The 13,274-nt window shown below is 70.5% G+C and carries 10 protein-coding genes; 2 read left to right on the top strand and 8 right to left on the bottom strand.

Annotation, left to right across the window (positions count from 1 at the left end; genetic code table 11):
* Window positions 1-8 precede the first annotated feature (8 nt).
* Window positions 9-1,040, bottom strand: a complete 1,032-nt coding sequence (locus tag E7742_RS03075; RefSeq protein ID WP_137797590.1) for an NADP-dependent oxidoreductase — start codon at window positions 1,038-1,040, stop codon at window positions 9-11.
* A 93-nt stretch (window positions 1,041-1,133) separates the two neighbouring features.
* On the opposite strand from E7742_RS03075, the gene E7742_RS03070 reads away from it, so the two are divergent.
* Complete coding sequence (locus tag E7742_RS03070; protein ID WP_137797589.1) at window positions 1,134-1,985, top strand: 3-hydroxyacyl-CoA dehydrogenase; 852 nt, start codon at window positions 1,134-1,136, stop codon at window positions 1,983-1,985.
* A gap of 14 nt (window positions 1,986-1,999) precedes the next feature.
* On the opposite strand, the gene E7742_RS03065 is transcribed toward E7742_RS03070, so the two are convergent.
* The 5 genes from E7742_RS03065 to fdxA all read right to left on the bottom strand — a co-directional run bounded on the left by E7742_RS03065 (window position 2,000) and on the right by fdxA (window position 7,665).
* Entirely contained in the window at window positions 2,000-3,403 is a 1,404-nt protein-coding gene (locus E7742_RS03065) for an acyl-CoA synthetase (RefSeq protein ID WP_137797588.1), read from the bottom strand.
* A gap of 26 nt (window positions 3,404-3,429) precedes the next feature.
* Entirely contained in the window at window positions 3,430-4,398 is a 969-nt protein-coding gene (locus E7742_RS03060; protein WP_137797587.1) for a proline dehydrogenase family protein, read from the bottom strand.
* On the bottom strand, window positions 4,395-6,044 hold the full coding sequence (pruA, locus tag E7742_RS03055; protein ID WP_137797586.1) for an L-glutamate gamma-semialdehyde dehydrogenase: 1,650 nt from the start codon (window positions 6,042-6,044) through the stop codon (window positions 4,395-4,397). Before pruA ends, E7742_RS03060 begins: the two co-directional genes overlap by 4 nt.
* Window positions 6,045-6,200: 156 nt before the next feature.
* On the bottom strand, window positions 6,201-7,295 hold the full coding sequence (dapC, locus tag E7742_RS03050; protein ID WP_137797585.1) for a succinyldiaminopimelate transaminase: 1,095 nt from the start codon (window positions 7,293-7,295) through the stop codon (window positions 6,201-6,203).
* A gap of 46 nt (window positions 7,296-7,341) precedes the next feature.
* Entirely contained in the window at window positions 7,342-7,665 is a 324-nt protein-coding gene (gene fdxA, locus E7742_RS03045; RefSeq protein WP_137797584.1) for a ferredoxin, read from the bottom strand.
* A 234-nt stretch (window positions 7,666-7,899) separates the two neighbouring features.
* Here fdxA and E7742_RS03040 point away from each other — a divergent pair, with 234 nt between their 5' ends.
* Complete coding sequence (locus tag E7742_RS03040) at window positions 7,900-9,693, top strand: thiamine pyrophosphate-requiring protein (RefSeq protein ID WP_137797583.1); 1,794 nt, start codon at window positions 7,900-7,902, stop codon at window positions 9,691-9,693.
* Window positions 9,694-9,714: 21 nt separating this feature from the next.
* Here E7742_RS03040 and E7742_RS03035 read toward each other — a convergent pair whose 3' ends face one another.
* Together E7742_RS03035 and E7742_RS03030 are read right to left on the bottom strand one after the other, a co-directional pair.
* Complete coding sequence (locus E7742_RS03035; RefSeq protein ID WP_137797582.1) at window positions 9,715-10,521, bottom strand: MBL fold metallo-hydrolase; 807 nt, start codon at window positions 10,519-10,521, stop codon at window positions 9,715-9,717.
* Window positions 10,522-10,608: 87 nt separating this feature from the next.
* Window positions 10,609-13,239, bottom strand: a complete 2,631-nt coding sequence (locus tag E7742_RS03030; RefSeq protein WP_137797581.1) for a bifunctional FO biosynthesis protein CofGH — start codon at window positions 13,237-13,239, stop codon at window positions 10,609-10,611.
* Between the last annotated feature and the right edge of the window lie 35 nt (window positions 13,240-13,274).

Raw genomic sequence — 13,274 nt, 5'->3', positions numbered from 1 at the left:
CCCGCCGATCACTCCTCGGGCGCGACGCGGACGACGAGTTTCCCGAAGTTCTTGCCGTGCAGGAGCCCGAGGAACGCTTCGGGCGCGTTCTCCAATCCGTCCACGACGTCCTCCCGGTACTTCAGCAGCCCCTGGGCGACCCACTGGGAGGCGTCGCGTTCGAAGTCGTCGTACATCTCCTCGACGAACTCCGACTGGATGAACCCGCGGATGGTCAGGCTCTTGGTGAGGACGCGGCCCATGAACGCGGGCAACCGGTCCGGCCCCTCCGGAGCCGACGGGGCGTTGTACTGAGCGACCAAGCCGCACACCGGCATTCGTGCGTACAGATTGAGCAACGGCACCACGGCCGCGGTGACCGGGCCCCCGACGTTCTCGAAGTACACGTCGATGCCGTCCGGTACGGCATCGCGCAACTGCTCGGCGAAATCGTCTGCACGATGGTCGATCGCGACGTCGAACCCCAGGTCGTCACGCACGTGGGCGCACTTCTCCGGACCGCCGGCGATGCCGACGGCCCGGGCGCCGTGGATCTTCGCGATCTGCCCGACTGCGGAGCCCACCGGGCCCGACGCGGCGGCCACCACGACGGTCTCGCCCGCCTGCGGGCGACCGATCTTCAGAAGGCCGGCATACGCGGTGAAACCGGGCATGCCGAGCACACCGAGCGCCGTGGACAGCGGCGCGCGATCGGGATCGAGGACCCGGACGGACCTGCCGTCGGCCACGGAGTGGGTCTGCCAGCCACCGTACGCGAGCACGTACGCGCCCTCGGCCACGTCCGGGTTCCGGGACTCCATCACCTGCGAGACCGTCCCGCCGACCATGACGTCACCCACCTCGACCGGCGCGGCGTACGACTCGGCGGCACTCATCCGTCCGCGCATGTAGGGGTCGAGCGAGAGGTAGACCGTCCGCAACAGGACCTGCCCGTCGGACAGCTCGGGCAAATCGACTGTCTCCGTTCGGAAATTGTCCTCGGTGGGCTCGCCGTCCGGTCGTGAGGCGAGAACGATACGGGTACTCGTGACTGCACTCATACCCCGACGGTACGCCGCCGGGCGCGGGTCGGGGATATCGTCACAAGGGAACCGGCCGTCGTCCGATTCGGCCACGCCACCGGGAGGAAGTTCATGACGGACATTCGGAAAGTCACGGTACTGGGGGCGGGAGTCCTCGGCTCCCAGATCGCCTTCCAGACCGCTTTCAAGGGATTCGACGTCACGTCGTACGACATCGACGACAACGCGCTCGAGGCCGCCCGCGGGCGTTTCGCGGGCCTGGTCGACACCTATCGGCAGGAGGTCCCCGGCGCCGACGACGGCAGTGCCGCCGCGACGCTCGACCGGCTCACCTCGACCACCGATCTCGACGCGGCCGTCGCCGACGCGGACCTGGTCATCGAGGCGATCCCGGAGATCCTCTCGCTCAAGCAGGAGACGTACCGCCGGATCGGCAGTGCCGCACCCGAGCGGACCATTTTCGCGACCAACTCGTCGACGTTGCTGCCCAGCGACCTGGCCGACGCCACCGGGCGTCCGGACCGGTTCCTGGCGCTGCACTTCGCGAACCGGGTGTGGCGCTTCAACACCGCCGAAGTGATGGGCACCGACCGGACCGACCCCGAGGTGTTCCGCACGGTCGTCGAATTCGCGTCCGAGATCGGCATGGTGCCCATCGAACTGCACAAGGAGAAGGCGGGGTACGTGCTGAACTCGCTGCTCGTGCCGTTCCTCAACGCGGCCGCCGCCCTCGCCGCCGGCGGCTACGCCGATCCGGAGGGCGTCGACAAGACGTGGAAGATCGCGACGGGCGCGCCGATGGGCCCGTTCCAGATCTTCGACATCATCGGCCTCACCACGCCGTACAACATCATGGCCAACGGCGACGAGGACGCGCGGAAGCTGGCCGCGTGGCTCAAGGAGAACTACATCGACAAGGGCAAGCTGGGCATCGCGTCCGGCGAGGGCTTCTATCGCTACTAGGCGCCTCGCGCCGCCTACAGCAGCTTCTTCTGCACCTTCCCCATCGCGTTGCGCGGCAACGACTCCACGATCCGCACCTCGCGGGGGCGCTTGTGGACCGACAGCTGCGACGCGACGTGGTCGATGAGCGTCTGCGGATCGACGCCGTCGGCGACGACGAACGCGACGATACGCTGGCCGAGGTCGGCGTCCGGCAGCCCCACCACGGCGGCTTCCCGGACTGCGGGGTGCCCGAGCAGCGCGGTCTCGACCTCCCCGGCGCCGATGCGGTAGCCGCCCGACTTGATGAGATCGGTCGACTCGCGGCCGACGATGCGGTGGAACCCGTCCGCGTCGACCACCGCGACGTCGCCGGTCCGGAACCACCCGTCCTCCGTCCACGACTCCGCGGTCGCGTCGGGGCGGCCGAGGTAGCCGTCGAACAGCATGGGCCCGCGCACCTGCAGGCCGCCGATGCTCTCGCCGTCGTGCGGGACCTCTCCCCCGTGCTCGTCCCGCAGTCGCGTCTCGACACCGCGGACCGGCAGACCCACCCAGCCGGGTCGGCGTTCGCCGTCGACGCGGGTGGTGACGGTCAACATCGTCTCGCTCATGCCGTACCGCTCGATCGGGGCGATCCCGGTGAGCTCGTGCAACCGCTCGAACACCGGGACCGGGAGCGCGGCGCTTCCCGACACCAGCAGCCTGGCCGTGGCGAGCGCGCGGGCCGACTCCGCGTCGTCGGCGATCCGCGACCACACGGTGGGCACCCCGAAGAACAGCGTCCCGCCGTCCCGCGCGGCCTGCGCGTACGCCTGCGGGGTGGGCTTCCCGGTGTGGATCAGCCGGCTGCCCACCCGGAGGGGACCCACGAGCCCGAGGATCAACCCGTGCACGTGGAACAGCGGCAGGCCGTGCACCAGAACGTCCTTCGACGTCCAGTCCCACGCCTCGGCCATCGCGTCGATGCCGGCGGCCAGGGCGCGCCGGCTGAGCAGTACCCCCTTGGGCGCGCCCGTGGTTCCCGACGTGTAGAGCACGAACGCGATCGCAGACGGGGCGGGCTCGGGGTGGGCGTGCCAGTCGCGCGCGTGCACGCGGACCGGGACGGACGGCAGATCGGAGCCCTCCGGGGCCCGACCCAACCAGGCCTGCGCGCCGGAATCGGACAGGATGTGTGCCAGTTCCGCCGGGCCCGAGTCCGGCGGCACCGGGACCAGCGTGGCCCCGGCGAGTAGCCCGCCCACGATCGCGATCACGGTGGCCGGGGTCGGCTCGGCGAGGACCGCGACACGGCGGGCGCCGGCGATCCGTTTGGCCAGCGCCCCGGCGGCCCCGAGGATGTCCGTGCGCGAGAGCGCGGTGTCTCCGATCCGGACGGCGTCGGGCATGTCGTCGCCGCGCGCTACGGCGAGTGGGTCGAGCGAACTGAGCAGCACGACGCCCACTGTCTCACATCGTGTAATCAGCCCCGGGTGAGTGTCGAACGCACGAAGAACCTCAGGTTCGACGGGCGTTCGGCGAGCCGGCGCATGAAGTAGCCGTACCACTGGCTGCCGTACGGCACGTACACGCGCACGCGGCGGCCGGCGTCGACGAGGCGTGCCTGCTCGAGGTCCCGTATCCCGAACAGCATCTGATGCTCGTACCCGTCCGTCCCCCGGCCGGTTTCGATCGCCAGAGGGTCGACCGCGGCGATGATCGCCGGGTCGTGGGTGGCGATCATGGGGTAGCCGCGCCCGCGCATCAGAACCGTCAGGCACCGCCGGTAGGACGCGTCGACCTCGGCGCGCGAGCGGAACGCCACCGATTCGGGTTCGCGATACGCGCCCTTGCACAGCCGCACCCGCGACTGCGCGCCGGCCAGGTCCCGGCAGTCGGCCTCGGTCCGGCGCAGGTACGCCTGCAGCACCGTGCCCAGCCACGGGAAGTCCGCCCGCAGCTCGCGCACGATCGACAGCGTCGAATCGGTGCGGGTGTGGTCCTCGGCGTCGACGGTGACCCACACGCCGTGCTCCTCCGCGGCGGCGCAGATGGTGCGGGCATGGTCGAGCGCGATCTTGCCCCCGTCCCCGGGCAGGTCCTGTCCCAGCGCCGAGAGCTTGACGGACACCTCCAGCGGGCGGGCACCCGCACCGTGCGCCTGCGGCAGCCGCGCCAGCTCGGCGAGCAGTTCGAGGTACGCCACCACGGTGTCGCGGGCCCGGGCGGCGTCGCGGGTGTCCTCGCCGAGGCGGTCGATACTCACCCATCGGCCCTGCCCCAGCAGCGTCGTCGTCGCCGCCATCGCGTCGCCGAGCGTCTCCCCCGCGACGAACCGGCGGACGATCGACTTGGTTCCCGGCGCCCGGGTGATCAGGCTCTTCGCGCGCCCCGAACCCGCGGCCGCCAAAATCGCCGGCCGCAGGGGGTTCGACAGCGCCCCCGACGTCACGAACCGGGCTCCGGGTCCATGTGCGGGTAGCGGTGATCGGTGGGCGGAACGAACGTCTCCTTGATCGTGCGCGCCGACACCCAGCGCAGCAGGTTGAGCGGCGAGCCCGCCTTGTCGTTGGTGCCGGACGCCCGAGCGCCCCCGAACGGCTGCTGCCCCACCACGGCCCCGGTCGGTTTGTCGTTGACGTAGAAATTGCCGGCTGTGTAACGCAATGCGGCCGAGGCCTGTTCGATCGCGGCGCGGTCGGTCGCGACGATCGCACCGGTGAGCGCGTACGGCGACGCGGTGTCGACCGCGGCGAGGACGTCGGTGAACGCGCCCGGGGCGCCGTCGTCGTAGACGTGGACGGACAGGATCGGACCGAAGTACTCGGTGGTCAGTGCCTCGTCGTGCGGGTCCTCGACGAGGAGCACGGTGGGCCGGACGAAGTAGCCGACGCTGTCGTCGTACTTGCCGCCGACCGCCACCTGCACACCGTCGGCGCCGCGGGCGCGCTCGATCGCCGCGATACTCTTGTCGTAGGCCCGCCGGTCGATGAGGGCGCCGCCGAAGTTCTCGAGATCGCTCACGTCCCCGTAGGTGAGCGCGTCGACCTCGGCCAGGAACTGGTCCTGCATCCCGGCCCACACCGACTTCGGGACGTACGCGCGCGAAGCGGCCGAACACTTCTGTCCCTGGTACTCGAACGCGCCGCGGATCAGCGCCGTCGAGAGCACCGCGGGATCGGCCGACGGGTGCGCCACCACGAAGTCCTTGCCACCGGTCTCGCCCACCAGGCGCGGGTAGCCGCGGTAGCGGCCGATGCCGGCACCCACCTCCCGCCACAAAAACTCGAAGGTCGTGGTGGAACCGGTGAAGTGAATCCCGGCCAGGCGGGGATCGCGCAGTGCGACGTCCGAGACCGCGATGCCGTCGCCGGTGAGCAGGTTGATCACGCCGGGCGGCAGGCCCGCCGCCTCGAGCAGCCGGATCGTCCAGTACGCCGCGAGCGTCTGGGTGGGCGACGGCTTCCACACCACGGTGTTGCCCATGAGCGCGGGGGCCGTCGGCAGGTTCCCGGCGATGGCGGTGAAGTTGAAGGGCGTGACCGCGTACACGAATCCCTCGAGCGGCCGGTACTCGAGCCGGTTCCACACCCCCGGCGACGACGCCGGTTGGGTGGCCAGGATGTCGCGGGCGAAGTGCACGTTGAACCGCCAGAAGTCCACCAGCTCGCACGGCGCGTCGATCTCGGCCTGCTGCACCGACTTGGACTGGCCCAGCATGGTGGCGGCGGCCAGCTTCTCGCGCCACGGCCCGGACAACAGGTCCGCCGCCCGCAGCAGCACCGCGGCCCGCTCGTCGAACGGCAGTTCCCGCCATCCCGGCGCGGCCGCGGTCGCCGCGTCGATCGCCGCGTCGGTGTCGTCGTAGGTCGCGTTCGTCAACGTCCCGAGGACCGCCGAATGACGATGCGGCTGAACCACTTCCCGCCGCTCACCGGCACCGAACCGGTGGCGTCCACCGATCACGTGCGGGAGCTCGATCGGCTCGGCGGTGTGCTCCGCCAGGGCCGACCGCAATCGGGACCGCTCGGGGCTTCCAGGCGCGTAGGTGTGGACCGGCTCGTTGTGCGGCGTCGGTACCTGCGTGACGGCATCCATGCTGCCCTCCTCGGCGAAGAGCCAGGTGACTGCAACCAAGCTCAGGCTACGCCCGACACCACCCCGCGCGCCCCGCAACGAGTGCGCGGCACGCGGAAAGGACCGTCCCGCGCCCGCGACGAATGCGCAGAACGCGGGGGCGCCGGGCGGGACGAGTCAGGAGAGGCGGGAAGCCGCGGCCGCGATCCGCTCGTCCGAGGCGGTCAGGGCGATCCGCACGTGCTTCTGCCCGCGCGGGCCGTAGAAGTCGCCGGGCGCGACCAGGATGCCGCGGTCGGCGAACCAGTCGACGGTGTCGCGGCAGTCCTCACCGCGGGTGGCCCACAGGTAGAGCCCGGCCTCGGAGTCGTCGACCGTGAACCCGGCACCGCGCACCGCGGCGAGCAGGATCTCGCGACGTCCGCGGTACCGCTCGCGCTGGTCGCGCTCCTGCGCATCGTCGGCCAGAGCCGCGGCCATGGCCGCCTGGATGGGCGTCGGCATGATCATGCCGGCGTGCTTGCGCACCTCGAGCAGCTCCGCGATGAGCGTGGGGTCGCCCGCCAGGAAGCCGGCGCGGTAGCTCGCGAGGTTCGACGTCTTCGACAGCGAGTGGATCGCCAGCAGACCGGTGTGGTCGCCGCCGCACACGCGCGGGTCGAGGATCGACACCGCCTCGCCCTCCCACGCCAGGCCGAGGTAGCACTCGTCGGACGCGACGATCGCGCCCCGCTCACGCGCGAAGTCGACCACCTTGCGCAGATGCTCGACCCCGAGCACCTTGCCGGTGGGATTGGACGGCGAGTTGACGAAGATCAGCGCCGGCTTCTGCGGGCCCAGCTGCGCGGTCCCGTCCGCTCGCACCACCCGCGCGCCGGCGAGCAGCGCACCCACCTCGTACGTCGGGTACGCGACCTCGGGGATCACCACGAGGTCGTCGGCGCCGAGCCCCAGCAGGGTCGGCAACCACGCGATGACCTCCTTGGTGCCGATCACCGGCAGCACGGCCGCGGGATCGATCCCGGTCATCCCGTAGCGCCGCGCCAGCGAAGCCACTGCCGTCTCCCGCAGCGCGTCGGTGCCGTGCGTCGTGGGATAGCCCGGCACCGCCGCGACCGACGCCAACGCATCCTGGATGACGGGCGCGACGGGATCCACCGGTGTCCCGACGGACAGGTTCACGATGCCGTCGTGGTGCGCCTGCGCCTTCTCCTTCGCGGACGCGAGCGAGTCCCACGGGAAATCGGGCAGGGTCTTGGCTGTGCGCGGCAACTGATGTTCCTCGAATGCTTCCGTCGGGTCCTCGGCGAGTGCCCGGTCAGTCCTCGTTCATGGGGGGCAGGGCCTTGATCATCGGCGTGTCGTAGTCGACCTTGCCGAGCTTGGCCGCGCCGCCGGGCGAGCCCAGATCGTCGAAGAAGTCGACGTTGGCGGCCACGTACGCCGTCCACTGGTCCGGGACGTCGTCCTCGTAGAAGATGGCCTCGACAGGGCAGACCGGTTCACACGCACCGCAGTCCACGCACTCGTCCGGATGGATGTAGAGCATGCGGCCGCCCTCGTAGATGCAGTCGACCGGGCACTCCTCGATACAGGCCTTGTCCATCACATCGACGCACGGTTCGGCAATCGTGTAGGTCACTGCTGCTCTCCCTGCCTTTCTGACACGGGCGCCGGGGCGCCTCCGCGAGCCGGCGGCCGGGCTGCCGCCCGACCACATCCGGAAGGTCCAGTATGAAGCGCGCACGATCGTCCGGTCAGGTAAGGGTGACCTACAAAGCCCCGGACCGTTCCACGACATCGGCGCGTCGTTTGCCGCCCGGAGGGGCGGGTATTCGACCGGTGCCGCTCCGACCCGATCTGCAGAGGGGGCACGATGGCCGGCCCGAACGTCGCGGACTATCTCCTGGAGCGTCTACGCGCATGGGACGTCGAGCACGTCTTCGCCTATCCCGGTGACGGCATCAACGGGATCCTCGCCGCATGGGGACGCGCCGACAACCGTCCGAAGTTCGTCCAGGCCCGGCACGAGGAGATGTGCGCGTTCCAGGCGGTGGGCTACGCGAAGTTCTCGGGCCGGGTCGGCGTGTGCATGGCCACCTCGGGGCCGGGCGCGATCCACCTCCTCAACGGCCTGTACGACGCGAAGCTGGACCACGTGCCGGTGGTTGCGATCGTCGGACAGACCGATCGCAGCGCGATGGGCGGTTCGTACCAGCAGGAGGTGGATCTGGCCAGCCTGTACAAGGACGTGGCGGCCGACTACGTGCAGACCGTGAACGTGCCCGAGCAGCTGCCCAACGTCCTCGACCGCGCGATCCGCACCGCGCTCGCGCAACGCGCGCCCACCGCACTGATCATCCCGGGCGACGTGCAGGAGCTGCCGTACTCACCCCCGACGCACGAGTTCAAGATGGTGCCGTCGAGCCTCGGCCTCGACCTCCCGGAGATCGCCCCGGACGACGCCGCGATCCGGCGCGCCGCCGACGTCCTCAACGCCGGCACCAAGGTCGCGATGCTGGTCGGCACCGGGGCCCGCGAGGCGCACGCCGAACTGGCCGAGGTGGCGGAGCTGCTGGGCGCGGGCGCCGCCAAAGCCCTGTTGGGCAAGGACGTGCTCTCCGACGAGCTGGCGTGGGTCACCGGATCGATCGGACTGCTCGGCACCCGTCCGAGCTACGAGATGATGACCGGGTGCGACACGCTGCTCACCGTGGGGTCGAGCTTTCCGTACAGCCAGTTCATGCCCGAGTACGACCAGGCCCGCGCGGTGCAGATCGACATCGACGCACGCTTCGTGGGGATGCGCTACCCCAACGAGGTCAACCTGGTCGCCGACGCGCGCACCGCGTTGCGCGCCCTGATCCCGCTCCTGGAGCGGAAACAGGATCGGTCCTGGCGCGAGAAGATCGAGGCCGACGTCGCCCGCTGGTGGGAGACGATGGAGATGCAGGCGCAGGTGGCGGCCGACCCGGTCAATCCGTTGCGGTTGTTCTCCGAGCTGTCGCCGATCCTGCCGGACGACGCGATCGTCACGGCCGACTCGGGGTCGGCCGCGAACTGGTATGCGCGCCAACTCCGTTTCCGGGGAAACATCCGCGGCTCCCTGTCCGGGACGCTCGCGACGATGGGGCCCGGTGTCCCGTACGGCATCGGCGCCAAGTTCGCCCACCCCGAGCGGCCCGCGATCGTGTTCGCCGGGGACGGTGCGATGCAGATGAACGGGATGGCCGAGCTCGTGACGATCAAACGGTACTGGCAGGAGTGGTCCGATCCGCGCCTGATCGTCGCGGTGCTGCACAACAACGACCTCAATCAGGTGACGTGGGAGATGCGGGCCATGGCCGGCGCACCGAAGTTCACGGAATCCCAGACCCTGCCCGACGTCGACTACGCCGCGTTCGCCGCGGGTCTGGGCCTGCAGGGCATCACGGTCGAGGATCCCGACGCGCTCGCCGGCGCCTGGGAGCGGGCGCTGGCCGCCGACCGGCCCACCGTGCTGGACGTCCACACCGACCCGGACATGCCCCCCATTCCGCCGCATGCGACGTGGGCGCAGTTCAAGGATGCGGCGTCCGCCGTCCTGGGCGGCGACGAGAACGCGTGGGGGTTCGTCAAGACCGGCATCAAGACGAAGGCTCAGGAGTTCCTGCCGCACCGGGAGGGCTGATCGCCGCGCTCCGCCGCGAGGCTAGAGGGTCACCGTCTCGCCGCGATCGACGTACACGATCCGGTCGCCGAAACCGCGGCGGGTGGCCTCGTCGCGGAAGTCGGACAGCGGTGACGCGAACACGGTGTAGTCGTCGAAATGCACCGGCACCACCTTCGGCAGGGAGAGCAACTCCACCAGGTCGGCGCCCTGCCGACCGTCCATCGTCACGGTCAACCCGAACGGCAGCCGGTCGCCCGCCGGCAGCCGGGTCCCGCCGAGATGCACCACGCCCGCATCGAGATCGGGATGACGGCGCGGAATCTCCTTCAGTGCATCGACGAACAGCGTGTCCCCCGAGATGTACAACCGGCGCTCGACCGGGCCGCCGAGTGGACCGAACTCGAGGACGCTGCCCATCACGGGCGGCAGCAGACGGCGAGCGATGACCGGGGCGTGCTCGCCCGGCATCGCGGTCACCACCACCTGCGCGTCGTGCGCGGCCAGGGTGTAACTCTGCCACGTGTCCAACCCCACGGCACGTCCGAAGCCCTTGCGACGCAGCCTTTTCGCCGCGTGCGGGGTGGTCAGCACCGGCAGCTCCCGGTCGAGGTGGCGTTGTGCGACCCGATCCCAGTGGTCGCCGTGCAGGTGTGAGAGCAGGATCGCGTCGAGCGGCGGCAGATCCCGCACGTCGATCGCGGGGTCGTGACGGCGAGCCGAGACCAGCCCGTAGCCGAGGTAGGCATGCTGACCGCGGTGGAGGAAGTTGGGATCGGTCAGCAGCGTCAGATCGCCGTAGCGCAGCAGCACCGTCGCGTTCCCGACGAACGTCAGTGACAGATCCACGGCTGGGGCTCCCTCCCGGTCGGAACAGTGCCTCCCGGATACCCCGTCGCGGAACCCGCGAAACCGGGGTGCGCGGCGCGGCCGCGGTCACGCGATGGGAATCGGCGCCCCCTGTCGACGGCTGTAGTTGGTGAGCCGCTCCCGCGCCGGACGGCCGATGCCCTCGGCGATGGCCCGCAACTCCTCGACGGTCTTCTCGGAGCCGTGCTGGGATCCGGCCATCCGCGAGATCGTCTCCTCCATCAGGGTTCCGCCCAGATCGTTCGCGCCGCCCTGCAGCATCGCCTGCGTGCCGGCGATGCCGAGCTTGACCCAGCTGGTCTGGATGTTGTCGATCCGGCCGTGCAGCATGATCCGCGCCAGCGCGTGCGCCGCCCGGTTGTCGCGCTGCGTCGGCCCGGGACGCGAGGCCCCCGCCAGGTACAGCGGCGCGCTCTGGTGCACGAACGGCAGCAGCACGAACTCGGTGAAACCCCCGGTCCGGTCCTGGATTCCGCGGATCACGCGCAGATGCCCCACCCAGTGCTCGGGGCTGTCGACGTGGCCGTACATCATCGTCGAACTCGACCGCAGCCCCACCTCGTGCGCGGTGGTGATCACGTCGATCCACGCCGACGTCGGCAGCTTGCCCTTCGTCAACACCCAGCGGACCTCGTCGTCGAGGATCTCCGCCGCGGTGCCCGGGATGGTGTCGAGGCCGGCCTCGCGCAACTCCGTGAGCCAGTCCCGGATGCTCTGCCCGCCGCGGGAGGCACCGTTGACGATCTCCATCGGACTGAACGCGTGCACGTGCATCGACGGCACCCGCCGCTTGACCGCGCGCACCAGATCCGCGTACCCGGTGACCGGCAACTCCGGGTCGATGCCACCCTGCATGCAGACCTCGGTGGCGCCCGCGACGTGCGCCTCCCACGCCCGGTCCGCCACCTCCTCGGCGGACAGCGTGAACGCGTCCGCGTCGCCCTTACGCTGGGCGAACGCGCAGAACCGGCAGCCGGTGTAGCAGATGTTGGTGAAATTGATGTTCCGGTTCACCACGTACGTGACATCGTCACCGACGGCGTCCTTGCGCAGCGCGTCGGCGAGCGCGACGACCGCCTCGAGGCCGTCCCCGTCCGCGGTCGCCAGCGCGAGGTAGTCCTCGTCGGACAGGCCGGCCGGGTCGCGTTCGGCACTGCGCAACGCCGCCAGCACGTCGGTGTCGACGCGGGCGGGCGCGGTACGGCCCAGTGCGAGCACCTGCTCGCGGACGGTGTCCCAGTCGCCGAACGCGCTGCCCAGGTCCGACCGGGTCTCGGTGTTGCGGCCGTCGGTGTCGATCTCGGTGTTGAGGTCGACGCGGCCCGACGACACCCACTCCTCGTCCGGCTCCTGCCACGGCAGCCCCGCCGGCTTCACGTCCGCCCTGGCCAGGCCGGTCTCCGGGTCGGCGAGTGCCCGCACGTGCGCCCCGATCCGCGGGTCGATCCAGGGATGCCCGGCCAGCACGTACTGCGGCTGCGCGGCGGTGCGCTCGACCAGCGTGTACCCGGCCCGCGCGGTGATCTCGGCCAGAGTGTCGAGGTTGGGCCACGGCCGTTCCGGGTTCACGTGATCGGGGGTGAGCGGGGAGACACCGCCCCAGTCGTCGACGCCCGCGCCGATCAGCGCCAGGCATTCGGCCTCCGAGACCAGGTTCGGTGGCGACTGGATCCGCATGCCCGGGCCCAGCAGCAGACGGGCCACCGCGACGGTCGCGAGGAACTCCTCGACGTCGGCGTCCGGGGCATCACGCATCGCGGTGTCGGGCTTGGCCAGGAAGTTCTGCACGATCACCTCCTGCACGTGCCCGAACGCCTTGTGCACCTTACGAATCGCAAGGATGGTTTCCGCTCGATCGCGGTAGGTCTCGCCGATCCCGACGAGGATGCCGGTCGTGAACGGCACCGACAGCCGGCCCGCGTCGGTGAGCGTCCGCAGCCGCACCTCGGGGTCCTTGTCGGGGCTGCCGTAGTGGCACTCCCCCTTCTCGGTGAACAGGCGCGTGGACGTCGTCTCGAGCATCATGCCCATCGACGGCGCGACCGGCTTGAGCCGCGAGATCTCCTCCCAGCTCATGACGCCCGGATTCAGGTGCGGCAGCAGCCCGGTCTCCTCGAGCACCCGGATCGCCATCGCGCGCACGTAGTCCAGCGTGGAGTCGTAGCCGCGCTCGTCGAGCCACTGCTTCGCCTCGGGCCAGCGGTCCTCCGGCCGGTCACCGAGCGTGAACAGTGCCTCCTTGCAACCCAATTGGGCGCCCTGACGGGCGATCTCGAGAATCTCGTCGGGTTCGAGGTACATGCCGTGCCCCGCCGCACGCAGCTTGCCGGGCACCGTCACGAACGTGCAGTAGTGGCACTTGTCCCGGCACAGACGGGTGATCGGAACGAACACCTTGCGCGAGTACGAGACGGTCTTCGGCCGGCCCGCCGCGAGCAGGCCCGCGTCCCGTACCTTCGCGGCGGATGCGCACAGATCCTCGAGGTCGGCGCCGCGCGCGTGCAGCAACGTGGTGGCCTCGTCGACGTTGAGGGTTGCCCCGTCCCGCGCCCGGCGCAGCACTCTGCGCATCGCACTGGCGGTCGGGGCGGCCGGATCCGCGCCGGAAGCCGGACTCCCGGGAACCGTGGGAACCGGGAGGGTCGTGGACCGATCGGTGGCATCGCTCGAGTGACTCACCCGACGATCATGCGCCACCGACCGGTCTCGCTGCCACCGCGGGGCTCACACCG

Source organism: Rhodococcus sp. SGAir0479 (genome assembly GCF_005484805.1).
Lineage (GTDB): Bacteria > Actinomycetota > Actinomycetes > Mycobacteriales > Mycobacteriaceae > Prescottella.
The sequence above is the reverse complement of the archived record's forward strand: the minus strand, read 5'-3'. Positions and strand labels throughout refer to the sequence as shown.